Genomic DNA, 16,138 nt, shown 5'->3' with positions numbered 1-16,138 from the left:
TTGCCCGAGCCGTTTCCAGAGACGCTGCCCACGGACCAGTTTGCGGTTGAAGTGCCTGCGGCTGTCGTTGCGCAAGTGCCCGATGAGGAAACAAGCTGGCTGACGCCGGCCGCAACATCGGCTACGTCTGCTCCAGTGGCCACGCCTGATGCCACGCCTGCGCTAGAAGGTCCGCCAACCCCGTTGCCGCCTATCGAGCGTATGAGCCGTGGCTCGGTGGACTCTGCAGCCACGTCGATCGAGGAGGGCAAGCCGATCTCGTTGAACCTGAAAAATGCCGACTTGAGCGCCGTGCTGCAAACCTTCGCGAAGTTTTCAGGCGTCAACATCGTTACGAGCGAGAAGATCCGCGGGACGGTCTCGCTGAATCTCGTCGATGTGCCGTGGCGGCGCGCGTTCGACACGCTGCTGGACGTCCACGGTCTTGCGATGGAGCGCCACGGCGAGGTCATCTGGGTTGCGCCGCTTAGTGAGCTGGCAGCGCGCGAGCGCCTTCGCTACGAAGCGCACGCCCGCGCAGCCGATCTCGAGCCGCTCGCCAGCCGCACGTTCGTTCTGCGCTATCCGCGCGCCGACGACGTTCGCAAGCTTCTGACCGGCTCGGGCAGCCAGCGGGTGTTATCGAAGCGCGGCTCTGTCATGGCCGATGCCCGCACCAACTTGCTGTTCGTCACTGACCTGGCGGCCCGCGTCACGCAGATCGCCGAGCTGATCGCGCGGATCGACCAGCCGACGCCGCAGGTGATGATCGAGGCGCGCATTGTGGAGGGTGACACCGGGTTTTCGCGCAATCTCGGGGTGAAATTATCGATGACACCTACCGGCGTCTCCACCGCGCGCGGCCTTGTAGCGGGCGCGGAGGGTGCGGTATTCGATTTGTCCGCGCGGCCGATTGGCGGGTTCGACGCCGCGACCGCGGGTCTGACATTATTCGCCGCGCAGGCTACGCGCTTGCTGAACATTGAGCTGAGCGCGCTGGAAAACGAGGGCCGCGGCGAGATTGTGTCGAGTCCTCGCGTGATCACAGCGGATCGCGTGAGGGCGGTGGTCGAGCAGGGCACGGAACTGCCATATCAGGCGAAAGTCGGCAATGGCGTATCGGGTGTCCAGTTCCGCCGAGCCGCGCTGAAACTGGAAGTCGAGCCCCAAATTACGCCGCATGGTCATGTCATCCTGGATCTCGATGTATCGAAGGACAGTGTCGGCGAGCAGACGGCCGCCGGCCCGGCGATCAACACCAAGCACGTCCAGACGCGCGTGGAGGTGGAGGACGGAGGCACGGTGGCAATCGGCGGGATATATTCCACCGATGAGCGCGAAGATGTCACGAGGGTCCCGCTGCTCGGTAAAATCCCGATATTGGGCTGGCTTTTTCGTCATGCCGCGCGCCGCAATTCACGCAGCGAACTGGTCATTTTCATTACCCCGCATATCGTTCCGGCGCGTCTGTGAGGGCCGCCGGCAAGCCTTTCCGACTCGACAAAGCGGGGCTTTTGCCCTTAAGCTCCCGCACGAACGGGACCAGAATCGGGACCGGAATCAATGCACAAGGAAGCGAGTTGGAAGCCGGGCAAGCGAACGCGAACGTATTTTTTGTCGGACTCATGGGGGCTGGGAAGACCACCGTGGGGCGGGCGGTCGCGCGCCGGTTACAGCGTTCTTTCATCGATTCCGACCACGAAATCGAGGCGCGTACGGGCGCGCGCATCCCGGTGATCTGGGAGGTCGAAGGCGAGGAAGGTTTCCGGCAGCGCGAAGCGGATGTGATCGACGAGTTGTCGCGGCGCGAGAATATTGTGCTGGCAACCGGCGGCGGCGCGATTCTCCGGGCGGAGAATCGGCAACATCTGAAGAGTCGCGGGCTGGTGATCTACCTGCGCGCCACGCCGCACGAATTGTGGCAGCGCACGCGGCGCGATAAAAACCGGCCGCTGCTGCAGACCGACGACCCGCGCGGCAAGCTGGAAGCGCTCTACAGGACGCGTGATCCGCTGTATCAGGAGTGCGCGCATTTCATCGTGGAAACCGGCCGGCCGACCGTTAATAACCTCGTCAACATGGTGTTGATGCAACTGGAGATGGCCGGCATCGCCAAGCCGGCTACGTCATAATGTCCGCCATGATTACCGTCAATGTTGAACTGGGCGATCGCGCCTACCCCATCCATATCGGCGCCGGGCTGATTGGCCGGACCGAACTGTTCGCGCCACATATTGCCGGCTCGTCGGTGGCTATTGTCACCAACACGACCGTCGATCCGCTCTACGGCGATGCGCTTCGCGCTGCCCTCGCACCGCTCGGCAAGAAAGTCACGACCATCGTTCTACCCGATGGCGAGGCGTACAAGAATCTCGAGACGCTCAACCAGATTTTCAGTGCGCTGCTGACCGAGCGCGCCGACCGCAAGGCCACGCTGATTGCGTTGGGCGGCGGGGTGATCGGCGACATGACGGGTTTTGCCGCCGCCAGTTACATGCGCGGCGTGCCCTTCATCCAGGTGCCGACCACGCTGCTCGCGCAGGTCGATTCGTCGGTGGGTGGAAAGACGGGCATCAATCATCCGCTCGGCAAGAACATGATCGGCGCGTTTTATCAGCCGCAGGCGGTCATCGCGGATATTGGCGCGCTTCAGACGCTGCCGCCGCGCGAACTTGCCGCGGGTATCGCGGAAGTGATCAAGACGGGCGCCATTGCCGACAGCGAATTCTTCGACTGGATCGAGGCGAACATCCCGGCTTTGAACGATTGTGACGCCACTGCGCTGACGCATGCGGTAAAGCGCTCGTGCGAGGTGAAGGCCTCGGTAGTCGCGGCCGACGAACGCGAAGGCGGCTTGCGTGCCATTCTCAATTTCGGCCACACGTTCGGTCATGCCATTGAGGCTGGCCTGGGTTACGGGGAATGGCTGCATGGCGAGGCGGTTGGATGCGGCATGGTGATGGCAGCGGATCTCTCTGTGCGGCTCGGCCGGCTCGATGAAGCGTCGCGTGAGCGCCTCACGCGGGTGATCGCCGCGGCGAAGCTGCCGGTCAAGGCGCCGGAGCTGGGCGCGGACCGGTACATCGACTTGATGAAGGTCGACAAGAAAGCCGAAGCAGGCGAGATCAAATTCATCCTGCTTGACTGTTTCGGTAATACGACAATCACGGGTGCGCCGGATGAGGCAGTGCGCGCAACGCTCGCGGCCAGCGTCTGAGCGGCTGCGTTCAGCAAGGGGCGGCAATGCTCAGCCGCGAGATCTCCGCGTTTAATCGGGCGTTGATTTTCGTGGCGCCTGCTAAATGCCGCCGGTAGCCCAGGTGGAGAAGAAAACCATCGCTTACGGCAGCAAGTGAGCCGCACAAACTTTCGGATGTTGAGACCATTCGCGCTTGCTTCGTTGACGTTACTTTGAGGCGCGGCCATTACCACGAAGCACGTGACGGTGAAAAGCAGGTGACGCTGAGCTGGAGCAAACTGCCAGGCCGCGAGAGACAAAAGATTCGGGCATCGCGCTGAGTTTCCCTGGCGCTGACTCTGCTCTGGCTCGCGCTGCACCGAGACAAAACCGTTGCCACAGAGAACACGACCAAGCCACGACCCAAGCAAAAATAACGAAGCAAACAACGAAGCAACGATGATTCGGAGCAGCCGGTGAGCGACAAGACATTCCAGTTTTCCAGCATTACGCCGACGTCCTTCGCGCTCGAGGCACATCTCGCCCCGTATGCCGCGCATTCGGCCGAGTCGCGTGGCCGCCGCTTCGAAGAAAAACCACCTGTTGCGCGCACCGAGTTCCAGCGCGACCGCGATCGCATTGTTCACTCCACGGCGTTCCGCCGCCTCGAATACAAGACCCAGGTCTTCGTCAATCACGAGGGCGACCTGTTTCGCACGCGATTGACGCACAGTCTGGAAGTCGCACAGATCGCCCGTTCCGTGGCGCGTAACCTGCGCGTGAACGAAGACCTGGTCGAAGCGGTTTCGCTGGCGCACGATCTCGGCCATACGCCGTTCGGCCATGCCGGACAGGATGCACTGAATGAATGCATGCGAGATCACGGCGGCTTCGAGCACAACCTGCAGAGCCTCGTGGTCGTCGATGAACTCGAAGAGCACTACGGCGCGTTTGACGGCCTGAATCTCTGCTTTGAAACCCGCGAAGGCATTCTCAAACACTGCTCGCATGAAAACGCGCTGAAGCTCGGCGCGCTGGGAGAGCGGTTTCTGAATCGCAAGCAGCCGTCGATAGAAGCCCAGATCGCGAACGTAGCCGACGAAATCGCCTACAACAATCATGATGTCGATGACGGCCTGCGCTCCGGCCTGATCACGCTCGACCAACTGGCCGATGTCGCGTTGTGGCAGACGCACTACGAAGTGGCGCGCGGCGAATATCCGGATATTGAAGGGCGAAGGCTGATTCACGAGACGATCCGCCGAATCATCAATACGTTGATCGTGGATCTGATCGAGTCGACGAGCGAGAATCTGGCGCGGCTGAATCCGCAATCGGTCGATGACGTGCGCAACGCACCAGCACTGGTCACGCACAGCGAGGCAGTCGCCGCCCAGGCGACTGAACTCAAGCGCTTCCTTTACAAGAACTTGTATCGCCATTACCAAGTCATGCGGATGGCTAACAAAGCGGGGCGTGTGGTGAGCGGCCTTTTCAAGGCGTTCAACGACGACCCGCGCCTGCTGCCGCCGGCTTATCAGGCGCGCGGACCGATCGCCGAAGAGTCTGCCAACGACCCCCGCGGCAGCGAGGCCGCTTCCGGCAGCACGCAGGCACGCCTGATCGCGCATTACATTGCGGGCATGACGGATCGATACGCATTAAAAGAATATGGACGTCTATTCGTCATAGACGACAATTAGAATGCCGCGTTCCAGACGCGTTCTGCGTTTGTCCCAACCAAAAAAAACTCCACCGGGGTTCGAGGAGAGGTTACTCATGAGTAGTCGCAAGTTATTGGTCAGTGCCTTTTCCATTGCCGTTGTATTCGCCTTTAGCGCCAGTCAGGCACAAGCTGCCACTGAAATCCAGTTTTGGCACGCGATGGAATCCGCGCTCGGCGAGCGCGTCAATGACATCGCAAACGATTTCAACGCGTCGCAAAGCGACTACAAGATCGTTCCGGTGTTCAAGGGCAGCTATGACCAGACCATGGCTGCGGGCATTGCCGCGTATCGCAGCGGTAACGCGCCGGCCATCCTGCAGGTGTACGAAGTGGGCACGGCCACGATGATCCAGGCCAAGAAGGCCGTCATTCCGGTCTCCGACGTGTTCAAGCAAGCCGGCGTCCCGCTCGATGAAAAGGCATTCGTCCCGACCATTGCCAGTTATTACAGCGACTCGAAGACGGGCCATCTGATTTCGATGCCGTTCAACAGCTCCACGCCTGTCCTCTATTACAACAAGGACGCGTTCAAGAAGGCCGGCATCGATCCGACCCATCCGCCGAAGACCTGGGACGAACTCGCAGCCGATTCGAAAAAGCTGAAAGCGATCGGCATGTGCGGTTATACGTCGGGCTGGCAGAGCTGGATTCAGCTTGAGAACTACAGTGCGTGGCACGGCTTGCCGTTTGCATCGCAGAATAATGGCTTCGATGGCACCAACGCTGTGCTCGAATTCAACAAGCCGCTGCAGATCGCGCATATCCAGTTCCTGCAGAACATGGCGAAGGACGGCACGTTCACGTATGTCGGCCGGAAGGACGAGCCGGTATCGAAGTTCTATAGCGGCGATTGCGGCATCCTGACCAACTCGTCGGGCTCGCTTGCCAACATCAAGAAGTACGCGAAGTTCGATTTCGGCACGGGCATGATGCCGTACGACGCGAGTGTGAAGGGTGCACCGCAGAACGCGATTATCGGCGGCGCGAGTCTGTGGGTTCTTTCGGGCAAGGATGCGGCAACGTACAAGGGTGTCGCCAAATTCCTGGCTTACCTGACCTCGCCGGCCGTTGCCGCTAAATGGCATCAGGACACGGGTTATCTCCCAGTCACAACGGCCGCTTACGAGCTCACGCAAAAGCAGGGCTTCTATGAAAAGAATCCCGGCGCCGATACCGCGATCAAGCAGATGCTGAACAAGCCGCCCCTGCCGTTCACGAAGGGCCTGCGTCTGGGCAACATGCCGCAGATTCGTACGATTGTTGACGAAGAACTTGAGCAGGTCTGGGCGGACAAGAAAACGCCGAAGGACGCGCTTGACTCGGCGGCATCGCGTGGCGACGACCTGCTGCGCCGTTTCGAAAAGGCCGGAAACTAAACTCGCCATGGAAAAACGATCGCGGTTCAATACGAGCCTGCTGCCTTATCTGCTGGTCGCGCCGCAACTCGCCATCACCGCGCTCTTTTTCCTGTGGCCGGCCGGCGAGGCGCTGTGGCAGGCCACGCAGACTCAGGACGCATTCGGTACATCGAGCGAGTTTGTCGGACTGGCGAATTTCAAGCAGATCTTCACCGATCCGCTTTACCTCGCGTCGTTCAACACGACCATCATCTTCTGCACGCTCGTCACCGTGTCGGGGCTGGTGATTTCGCTGCTGCTGGCCGCGTGTGCCGATCGGGTGACACGAGGCAGGAAGCTGTACCAGACGCTGTTGATCTGGCCGTACGCGGTTGCGCCCGCGATCGCCGCTGTCCTGTGGTCGTTCCTGTTTAATCCGAGCATCGGTCTGGTGACTTATGCGCTCGCGAAATACGGCATTGTCTGGAACCACGCGCTTAATGGTTCCCAGGCCATGTTTTTGGTTGTGCTGGCGTCAGTGTGGAAGCAGGTCAGCTATAACTTCCTGTTCTTCTATGCTGGCTTGCAGGCGATCCCGCGTTCGCTGATTGAAGCGGCGGCTATTGACGGCGCTGGCCCCGTGCGGCGCTTTTTCGGCATCGCGCTGCCGTTGCTTTCGCCGACCAGCTTCTTCCTGCTGACCGTGAACGTGGTCTACGCCTTCTTCGATACCTTCCCGGTGATCGATGCGGCCACCGGCGGCGGTCCCGCTCAGTCCACAAAAACGCTCATCTACAAGATTTTCACTGAAGGCTTCCAGGGGCTTGATATCGGCAGTTCCGGCGCTCAGTCGGTCGTGCTGATGGTGATCGTGGTGGCGCTGACGGTCGTGCAATTCCGCTTTATTGAACGTCGGGTGCAGTACTCATGATCGAGAACCGTCGCGGTTTTGACCTGTTTTGCCACGCGGTGCTGATCGTGGGCGTGGTGCTCGTTGTGTTTCCCGTGTATATCGCTTTCTGCGCGGCCACGATGAGCGAAAAGGAAGTATTCAGCGTGCCGCTTTCGCTGGTTCCGAGCACGCACTTGTTTGAGAACGTGCGGAATATCTGGACGCACGGCAGCGGCAACGCGGCGGCGCCATTCGGCCATATGCTGCTGAACAGCCTGGTCATGGCGCTTGTGATTTCGATCGGCAAGATCGCTATCTCCATGCTGTCGGCCTATGCCATTGTGTTCTTTCGCTTCCCGTTTAAAAACCTGGCCTTCTGGCTAATCTTCATCACGCTGATGTTGCCGGTGGAAGTGCGGATTTTCCCGACAGTCCAGGTCGTTTCATCGATGCATCTCAGCAACACGTACGCCGGCCTGACGCTGCCGTTGATTGCATCGGCGACGGCGACATTCCTGTTCCGCCAGTTCTTCATGACGCTGCCCGATGAACTCATGGAGGCGGCGCGCATCGACGGCGCAGGCGCATTGCGGTTCTTGTGGGACGTGGTGCTGCCGCTGTCGAAGACGAACATTGCCGCGCTCTTCGTGATCACCTTCATCTACGGCTGGAACCAGTATTTGTGGCCGATCCTGATCACCAGCGACCAGTCGCTGCAAACGGCAGTGGTCGGCATCAAGAGCATGATCGCTTCCGGCGATACCGCCACCGAATGGCATCTGGTCATGACCGCCACGCTGCTGGCGATGTTGCCGCCGCTCGCGGTTGTTCTCACGATGCAGCGCTGGTTCGTGCGCGGCCTCGTCGATTCCGAAAAATAACGGAGGCTCATTCAATGATCCTTGAAGTTGCTCAATTGCCGGTGAAGGCGGGCGAGGAGGCCGAGTTCGAAGCGGCGTTCGCTGAAGCCGAAAAGATCATCTCGGCGCAACCGGGTTTTCTCTCGCATGAACTGGTGCGCGGCGCCGACGCGGACAACGGTTCGCAGTACGTGCTGCTCGTGCGCTGGGAAACGGTCGCGGCGCATCAGGAAGGTTTCCGCAGCTCTGCCGACTATCAGGCGTGGCGCGAGTTGCTGCATAAATTCTATGAACCGGGTATCGCGGTCGCGCACTTCGCGACGGTCGCGGGCGCCCTTAAATGAAGGCGGGTCGATGGCTGCACTGAGCCTTCAAGGCGTCAAGAAAACCTACGACAGCAAGCAGTTCGTTCTGCACGGCATTGACGTGGAAGTGACGGACGGCGAATTCGTCGTGATGGTCGGTCCATCCGGCTGCGGGAAATCGACTTTGCTGCGGATGGTCGCGGGGCTGGAAAGCGTGTCCGAAGGGAAGATTTCCATCGGCGAGAAAGTGGTGAACACGCTCGAGCCGAAGGACCGGGACATCGCGATGGTGTTCCAGAACTACGCGCTGTATCCGCATATGAGCGTCGCGCAGAACATGGCGTACGCGCTCAAGATCGGCGGCGTCAGCAAATCGGAAATCGACCGGCGCGTTCAGAATGCCGCGAAGATCCTGGAACTCGAACCATTGCTCGCACGCAAGCCGCGCGAGTTGTCCGGCGGCCAGCGGCAACGCGTGGCAATGGGCCGCGCGATCGTGCGCGAACCGGCGGTGTTCCTGTTCGACGAACCGCTGTCCAACCTCGACGCCAAGCTGCGCGTGCAAATGCGGCTGGAAATCCAGCGGCTTCACGCGCGTCTTGCAACCACGAGCCTGTATGTCACGCACGACCAGATCGAGGCAATGACGCTCGCGCAGCGCGTGATCGTGATGAATCGCGGCCGGGCCGAGCAGATTGGGCCGCCGACAGAAGTCTATGAGCGCCCGGCGACGGTGTTCGTTGCAAGTTTTATCGGCTCACCGGCAATGAATTTGCTGGAAGGCCGTGTCTCGGACGATGGCTCAAGCTTCGAAGTCGCGGGTAACGGGCCACGCTTGCCGCTCGCAGGCATGCAGTTGCTGCAACAGGATTTGAAGGGCCGTGAGTGGGTTTTAGGCATTCGGCCGGAGCATATGCTGCCGGAGCAACAGAGCGCGCATGTCTCGTTGACCGTTGACTCCTGCGAACTCCTCGGCGCCGACAATCTGGCACACGGCCGTTGGGGCAAACATGAAGTCGCGGTGCGTTTGCCGCACGAACATCGTCCCGCACGTGGCGAGGCGCTGGAAGTGGCGCTGCCGGCTCACCGCCTGCACATCTTCGATCCGGCGACGGGCTTGCGCGTAAATTAAGGGGATAACAAGACATGAAGATCTGGCCTTATCCACGGATCGTCGCGCATCGCGGCGGCGGGAAAGTCGCACCGGAAAACACGCTTGACGGTATTGATACCGGCGCGCGACTCGGTCTGAAAATGATCGAATTCGATGCGAAGTTATCGGCGGATAACGTTGTGTTTTTGCTACACGATGACCTGGTCGACCGCACATCGAACGGGCGGGGCGCGGCGAAAAACCTTCGCTATGAAGAACTCGAGCAACTCGATGCTGGAAGCTGGTTCGATCCAAGTTTCGCCGGTGCGCGCATGCCGACGCTCGTCCAGGTCGCGGAACGGTGTTTTGCGCACGGATTGGCGGCGAATATCGAAATCAAGCCATGCGAAGGGCGTGACGTTGAAACGGGCCTTTTGGTGGCGCAGGAAGCTGCGCTGCTGTGGTCAACAGCAGAAACGGCGCCGCTGTTGTCGTCGTTCTCCTACGCTGCGCTTGAGGCCGCCGCCGGGGCCGCGCCCGATCTGCCGCGCGGCATGCTCTATGAAGCCATTCCCGCCGACTGGCGTGCCCAAACCGCGGCGTTGTCGTGCGTATCGTTGCACGCGGATCACAAGACGCTGGACGAGCGTCTGGTCGCGGAAATCAAGGATTCCGGTTTGCGGATCCTGGCCTACACCGTCAACGACCCGGAGCGGGCGCGTGAGCTCGCGAAGTGGGGCGTGGACGCGATCTGCACGGATCGGATCGATGTAATCGGCGCGAATTTCCTGGACTAAGCTAAATCAAGCGGACAAGCAAAAACCGCGCGCCGGAAGCGATTCCTGCGCGCGTTTTTCATCGATACAAGCAAAAGGCTTATCGGGCGCGAGCCAGCAATACGCCTGCCACCAACGCCAGGCCGCCTACCAAGGCAATGGTTTGCCACGGTTTGTCGTGCATATAGGTGTCCGCATCGGCCAAGGCCGTATTCGCGCGAGCGCGAACGGCTTCTTGCGTGTCGTTCAAACGTGCGCGCGCCGATTCCACGCTCTTGCCCAACTGGGCCCGCAGCGCGGCGACGTCGGCTGACGTCCCTTCCGACAGCGTTTCTTCAATTTCCGAAATCAGCGTGCGCAATTCACCGCCAATGTCCTGCGCTGCGTCGCGGCTATGGCGCGAAATGCGGCGTGCGCGGCGGCTGGTGGAGTTCCATGAATCTCCGAGGGCATCTCGCGTATTGGGGAATGCGTTCATAGGATCGCTCCGTCGATGGATGAATCGTGGATGGGCCGCGAAAGTGCGGAAAAACAAAAGGTGAGCAAGTTGGATGCCGGTTAACTCGCGGCGTTCAACATTGCACGCTCACGCCTTATGGCGCAAGTCATTCAGCACAAAGTAGAAATTCGGAAAAAGTAGAAACTGCCCAGATAGAGCCTGAAAATGGCTCAATGCGCGTCATATTTACAAGCGCTGAAAGACGAACGCCGTTGCGAGGAATCCTCGCAACGGCGTTTGTTTGATAACTTGCTTTGACGGAACAACGTGAAAACCAGGCGGGGAGCAGGGGCCTAAAATTTGCTCAAAACCGTGCTTAAAACCGATATCCAACGTGGAGATACGTCACGATCGGGTTCAGCTTCAGTTTTGCTTCCGACTTCACGGTGAGCTCGCCGACTGGCGTCTGCGCCTGAGTTGTCAGCTTGGCGGTGGCGTGGAGGGGCACGAAGGAGATCGAGAAACCGGCGAACCAGTGGTCGTTGAACGCGTATGTAAGGCCTGCATTAAACACGGGCGCCCACGAACTATCCGTCGATACGTCGGTCGGACCATGCAGTACGTTGGCTTCGAAAGCGGTATTCGTGATCTTCGCGTCGGTGAACCACACGCGCGTCACGCCAATACCCACATAGGGGCGAATCTTCGACTGGGGCTGCATGAAGTAGTACTTCAGCAGCAGCGTCGGGCTCCACTGCTTGGCTGAACCGAGCGTGCCATATTGCGAATATCCCTTTTCACCTTTCAAGTCGAACGAGGGCGGAATGCCGAGAACGAATTCGCCGGCAATATGGTCGGTGACAAAGTAGCCACCGGTGAAGCCTCCGGTGTCCCCGCTAGAGAGACTCGCGCCGGTGTTAGGTACTTCAATGCCGATTGGCGATCCGCCTACGCTTGTTTCTTTGAGTGGGCCGCTACTGGAAATAGGAGCGAAATGGAACCAGCCTGTAGTGACGTAGAAAGTGTTCGCCGACTGTGCATGTGCCGCGCCAGACGCGCATGCAAACGCGGCGATCCCCGTAACAACCCGTTTTATTTTCATTGAGTGCTCCTCCGAAAAAGCACGCTAATTATGAACAGAACATTTGAAACAAACCATGATTCGCCTCAGAGCGTTTTCCCTAAGAAGAATGCTGGCTCCAATTGGATTAGCGCGGTGCCAGGCGCCTGATTTTTCCCGCTGATGCATGTCCTGCACGACTTGAACGAAAAATCTCAAGGTGGCCCAGAATGTGGCTTTGACGGACCGCCGGAACACCCGACCAACGCTCGACCAACGGAAAATCCAGCATGGCACGGCTAGCACGACTCTACGTTCCCGAACAGCCGCAGCACGTCATCTTGCGCGGTCTCGACCAGCAGCCCGCTTTCGTCGAAGCTCCGGACTACGAGCTATTCATCGAATGCCTGCGCACGGCCTCCCGCGACCACCATCTCGCCATCCACGCTTATGCGCTGATGCCAGGCGCGGTACATCTGCTCGTCACTCCCCGCGACGAAGCCAGCCTCCCGAAAGCCATGCAGGCGGTCGGCCGGCGCTACGTTGCCCATTTCAATCGCCGTTATGCCCGCCGCGGCACCTTGTGGGAAGGCCGCTACCGGGCAACGGTGATCGAAGGTGAAACCTATTTCCTGCTCGCGAGCCGGGTCGTCGAGATGGCGCCGGTACACGCCGAACTTGCCGCCCTCCCGCAAGACTACAAATGGTCCAGTTACCGCCATCACATCGGCCTGACGCTCGACAGCCTGATCACCGACCACCCGCTGTACTGGAAGCTCGGCAACACGCCTTTCGAGCGACAGCGCGCCTATACAGAGCTGTGCGAGCAGCCGCTCGATGAACGCGAAGCCAACCGGCTGCTTCAGGCGACGCTCAAGGGTTGGGTGCTCGGCAGCGATTCCTACAGGGAATGGGCCGGGCGCGCCGCCAACCGGCGCGTCTCACCGTTGCCTCGCGGCCGGCCACGCAAGATTCGCGAGACTCCCCAGACCCGTTAACGGAGTTTTTGCGTCGGAACTGAAGAGCACTGAAGAATGACTGAGCGGCATGACGATAAATTATCGACATGCCGTTTATTTTTATCGAATTTGATATGGAACTAATTAAATGGGGCATTCGTGCACCAACTCGATAATAGGTGTCAGATCATCGCGTTTTGATTGCCAACTTTTTGATTCATCGCGTATATTTCGTTTTCCGGCAGTTCAGGACGCATCGCGTCTGTTTGCACGACCGGCTTCGCGTTTTCGCCCAGGTTCAGGGTCTTGGCCTGCCGAAAGGCGCGAGCAACGCACATAGCACGCAAAAACATGTTCAACGGCCGCCCCGCGGCCCCCCACAGAACACGGTGACCCATGAACGATCAACTGCCGCCGACTCTCGGTTCCGCTCCTGCCGCGCAGGGCATGTATGACCCCGAGAACGAACACGACTCCTGTGGCGTCGGCTTCGTTGCGCACATCAAGGGCAAGAAACGCCACGAAATCATCCAGCAGGGCCTGAAGATCCTCGAAAACCTCGACCATCGCGGCGCTGTCGGCGCCGACAAGCTGATGGGCGACGGCGCGGGCATCCTGATCCAGATCCCCGACGGGTTTTATCGTGAGGAAATGGCGAAGCAGGGGGTGACGCTGCCGCCGGAAGGCGAGTACGGCGTCGGCATGATCTTCTTGCCGAAGGAAAACGCGTCGCGTCTCGCGTGCGAGCAGGAGCTGGAACGCACGGTGAAGGCGGAAGGCCAGGTCGTGCTTGGCTGGCGTGACGTTCCCGTCGACGCCACCATGCCGATTTCGCCGACCGTGAAGGCCAGCGAGCCGCTGATCCGGCAGATTTTTATCGGCCGGGGCAAGGATATTGTTGTGACCGACGCCCTCGAGCGGAAGCTGTACGTGATTCGCAAGACCGCGAGTCATCGGATCCAGGCGCTCAAGCTCAAGCACGGCAAGGAATACTTCGTGCCGTCGATGTCGGCGCGCACCGTCGTCTATAAGGGCTTGCTGCTGGCCGGTCAGGTCGGCGTGTATTACCGCGATCTGCAGGATGAACGTACCGTCTCCGCGCTCGCGCTCGTGCACCAGCGCTTCTCCACGAACACTTTCCCCGCGTGGGAACTCGCGCACCCGTACCGGATGATTGCGCACAATGGCGAAATCAACACCGTGAAGGGCAACGTCAACTGGCTGAACGCGCGTACCGGCGCGATCGCCAGCTACGTGCTGGGCGACGACTTGCCGAAGCTTTGGCCACTGATCTATCCGGGCCAGTCGGACACGGCATCGTTCGATAACTGCCTTGAACTCCTGGTGATGGCGGGTTATCCGCTCGTCCACGCAATGATGATGATGATTCCCGAAGCCTGGGAACAGCACACGCTGATGGACGACAACCGCCGCGCGTTCTACGAATATCACGCGGCCATGATGGAGCCGTGGGACGGCCCCGCCGCGATCGCGTTCACCGATGGCCGCCAGATCGGCGCCACGCTCGACCGTAACGGCCTGCGTCCGGCGCGCTATGTCATCACTGACGATGACCTCGTGATCCTCGCATCGGAATCGGGCGTGTTACCGGTGCCGGAATCGAAGATCGTGAAGAAGTGGCGTCTGCAGCCGGGCAAGATGTTCCTGATCGACATGGAACAAGGCCGAATCATCGACGACAAGGAGCTGAAGGACAATCTCGCGAACGGCAAGCCGTACAAGAGCTGGATCGATGCCGTACGCATCAAGCTCGATGAAATCGAGCCGAAGGCCGAGGAAGTTGACACGCAGCGTCGTGAGGCGGCCGCTTTGCTGGATCGTCAGCAGGCGTTCGGCTACACGCAGGAAGACGTCAAGTTCCTGATGGCGCCTATGGCTCAGCTCGGCGAAGAAGCCGTTGGTTCCATGGGCAACGACTCGCCGTTGGCCGTCATGTCGAACAAGAACAAGACGCTGTATCACTACTTCAAGCAGCTCTTCGCGCAGGTCACGAACCCGCCGATCGACCCCATTCGCGAGAACATGGTGATGTCGCTGGTGTCGTTCGTCGGTCCAAAGCCGAACCTGCTCGACACGACCAACATCAACCCGACGATGCGTCTCGAAGTCTCGCAGCCCGTGCTCGACTTCAAGGACATCGCGAAGATTCGCGCTATCGATAAATACACCGGCGGCAAGTTCAGCTCGTATGAGTTGAGCATCTGCTATCCGGTAGTGTGGGGCAACGAAGGCGTGGAAGCGCGTCTCGCTTCGCTGTGCGCGGAAGCCGTGGATGCGGTCAAGTCCGGCTACAACATGTTGATCGTCTCCGATCGCAAGATGGATCGCGACAACCTGGCTATTCCGGCGCTGCTCGCGACCTCCGCTATCCATACGCACCTCGTGCAGCATGGTTTGCGCACGAGTACGGGTCTGGTCGTGGAAACGGGATCGGCGCGCGAAACCCATCACTTCGCGTTGCTCGCCGCGTACGGCGCGGAAGCCGTGCATCCGTACCTCGCGCTGGAAACGCTCGCGCAAATGGCTGAAGGCCTGAAGGGCGATCTTTCCGCCGATAAAGCCATCTACAACTACACGAAGGCTGTCGGCAAGGGCTTGTACAAGGTCATGTCGAAGATGGGCATTTCCACGTACATGTCGTACACCGGCGCGCAGATTTTCGAAGCGGTCGGGCTGTCCAGCGAACTCGTGGAGAAGTACTTCAAGGGCACGGCATCGAAGGTTGGCGGTATCAGCATTTTCGAAGTGGCCGAGGAAGCAATTCGCTTGCATCGCGAGGCGTTTGGCGAGAACCCCGTGCTCGCGACCATGCTCGATGCCGGTGGTGAATATGCGTATCGCGTGCGCGGTGAAGAGCACATGTGGACACCGGATGCCATCGCCAAGCTGCAGCATTCCACGCGCAGCAACTCGTACCAGACGTACAAGGAATACGCGCACCTGATCAACGACCAGACGAAGCGTCATATGACATTCCGTGGCTTGTTCGAGTTCAAGGTCGATCCGGCGAAGGCGATTCCTTTGGACGAAGTGGAACCGGTGAAGGAAATCGTCAAGCGTTTTGCGACCGGCGCGATGTCGCTGGGTTCGATCAGCACGGAAGCGCACGCAACGTTGGCTGTGGCCATGAACCGTATCGGCGGGAAGTCGAACACGGGTGAAGGTGGTGAGGACGCGAACCGGTATCGCAACGAACTGCGCGGCATTCCGATCAAGAACGGCGACACGATGCGCTCGGTGATCGGCGATGAAGTCGTCACCGACATCCCGTTGAAAGACGGCGACTCGCTGCGCTCGCGGATCAAGCAGGTTGCGTCGGGACGCTTTGGCGTGACGGCGGAATACCTGTCGTCGGCTGATCAGATCCAGATCAAGATGGCGCAGGGCGCGAAGCCGGGCGAAGGCGGCCAGTTGCCGGGTCACCAGGTCTCCGACTACATCGGCAAGCTGCGTTACTCGGTGCCGGGTGTCGGCCTGATCTCGCCGCCGCCGCACCACGACATTTATTCGATC

General features: G+C 59.9%; 15 protein-coding genes. 12 read left to right on the top strand and 3 right to left on the bottom strand.

From position 1 onward, the window contains the following. From pilQ to ugpQ, 10 genes are all read left to right on the top strand, one after another. Entirely contained in the window at nt 1-1,452 is a 1,452-nt protein-coding gene (pilQ, locus tag JWR14_RS24705; protein ID WP_299713425.1) for a type IV pilus secretin PilQ, read from the top strand. 107 nt (nt 1,453-1,559) lie between these two features. Beyond that, nucleotides 1,560-2,111 carry a shikimate kinase AroK gene (gene aroK / locus JWR14_RS24700; RefSeq protein WP_299713422.1) on the top strand — a complete coding sequence of 184 codons (552 nt, stop codon included), beginning with the start codon at nt 1,560-1,562 and terminating at the stop codon, nt 2,109-2,111. An 8-nt stretch (nt 2,112-2,119) separates the two neighbouring features. Continuing rightward, on the top strand, nt 2,120-3,196 hold the full coding sequence (gene aroB, locus JWR14_RS24695; protein WP_299713428.1) for a 3-dehydroquinate synthase: 1,077 nt from the start codon (nt 2,120-2,122) through the stop codon (nt 3,194-3,196). Between the two features lie 437 nt (nt 3,197-3,633). Continuing rightward, complete coding sequence (locus JWR14_RS24690) at nt 3,634-4,860, top strand: deoxyguanosinetriphosphate triphosphohydrolase (RefSeq protein WP_277035404.1); 1,227 nt, start codon at nt 3,634-3,636, stop codon at nt 4,858-4,860. Nucleotides 4,861-4,936: 76 nt separating this feature from the next. Further along, nucleotides 4,937-6,259, top strand: coding sequence for a sn-glycerol-3-phosphate ABC transporter substrate-binding protein UgpB (ugpB, locus tag JWR14_RS24685; RefSeq protein ID WP_299713417.1), 1,323 nt, complete (start codon nt 4,937-4,939; stop codon nt 6,257-6,259). 7 nt (nt 6,260-6,266) lie between these two features. Next, on the top strand, nt 6,267-7,151 hold the full coding sequence (gene ugpA, locus JWR14_RS24680; protein WP_213767132.1) for a sn-glycerol-3-phosphate ABC transporter permease UgpA: 885 nt from the start codon (nt 6,267-6,269) through the stop codon (nt 7,149-7,151). After that, complete coding sequence (ugpE, locus tag JWR14_RS24675) at nt 7,148-7,993, top strand: sn-glycerol-3-phosphate ABC transporter permease UgpE (RefSeq protein WP_299713411.1); 846 nt, start codon at nt 7,148-7,150, stop codon at nt 7,991-7,993. Before ugpA ends, ugpE begins: the two co-directional genes overlap by 4 nt. Nucleotides 7,994-8,007: 14 nt before the next feature. Beyond that, nucleotides 8,008-8,316, top strand: a complete 309-nt coding sequence (locus tag JWR14_RS24670; RefSeq protein ID WP_299713408.1) for an antibiotic biosynthesis monooxygenase — start codon at nt 8,008-8,010, stop codon at nt 8,314-8,316. Nucleotides 8,317-8,326: 10 nt separating this feature from the next. Further along, entirely contained in the window at nt 8,327-9,409 is a 1,083-nt protein-coding gene (locus JWR14_RS24665; RefSeq protein ID WP_299713405.1) for a sn-glycerol-3-phosphate import ATP-binding protein UgpC, read from the top strand. 14 nt (nt 9,410-9,423) lie between these two features. Next, on the top strand, nt 9,424-10,167 hold the full coding sequence (ugpQ, locus tag JWR14_RS24660; protein ID WP_299713402.1) for a glycerophosphodiester phosphodiesterase: 744 nt from the start codon (nt 9,424-9,426) through the stop codon (nt 10,165-10,167). Nucleotides 10,168-10,246: 79 nt separating this feature from the next. Here the strand turns inward: ugpQ and JWR14_RS24655 are convergent, their stop codons facing one another. Next, nucleotides 10,247-10,624, bottom strand: a complete 378-nt coding sequence (locus JWR14_RS24655) for a DUF883 family protein (protein WP_299713399.1) — start codon at nt 10,622-10,624, stop codon at nt 10,247-10,249. A gap of 337 nt (nt 10,625-10,961) precedes the next feature. Next, the gene (locus JWR14_RS24650; RefSeq protein WP_299713396.1) at nt 10,962-11,687 is read right to left on the bottom strand and encodes an OmpW family outer membrane protein; all 726 of its coding nucleotides are present in this window, start codon (nt 11,685-11,687) and stop codon (nt 10,962-10,964) included. 248 nt (nt 11,688-11,935) lie between these two features. Between JWR14_RS24650 and JWR14_RS24645 the strand changes: the two genes are divergently transcribed. Continuing rightward, nucleotides 11,936-12,643, top strand: coding sequence for a transposase (locus tag JWR14_RS24645; RefSeq protein WP_299713393.1), 708 nt, complete (start codon nt 11,936-11,938; stop codon nt 12,641-12,643). Nucleotides 12,644-12,786: 143 nt separating this feature from the next. Here the strand turns inward: JWR14_RS24645 and JWR14_RS24640 are convergent, their stop codons facing one another. Further along, entirely contained in the window at nt 12,787-12,963 is a 177-nt protein-coding gene (locus tag JWR14_RS24640) for a hypothetical protein (protein ID WP_299713390.1), read from the bottom strand. A 37-nt stretch (nt 12,964-13,000) separates the two neighbouring features. Between JWR14_RS24640 and JWR14_RS24635 the strand changes: the two genes are divergently transcribed. After that, the coding region (locus JWR14_RS24635; RefSeq protein WP_299713387.1) for a glutamate synthase central domain-containing protein at nt 13,001-16,138 on the top strand (3,138 nt) is incomplete at its 3' end.

The sequence above is a fragment of the Caballeronia sp. genome (assembly GCF_028292365.1).
Taxonomy (GTDB): Bacteria; Pseudomonadota; Gammaproteobacteria; order Burkholderiales; family Burkholderiaceae; genus Caballeronia.
Note: the sequence above shows the minus strand (reverse complement) of the source record. Positions and strands in the feature narration are given on the sequence as shown.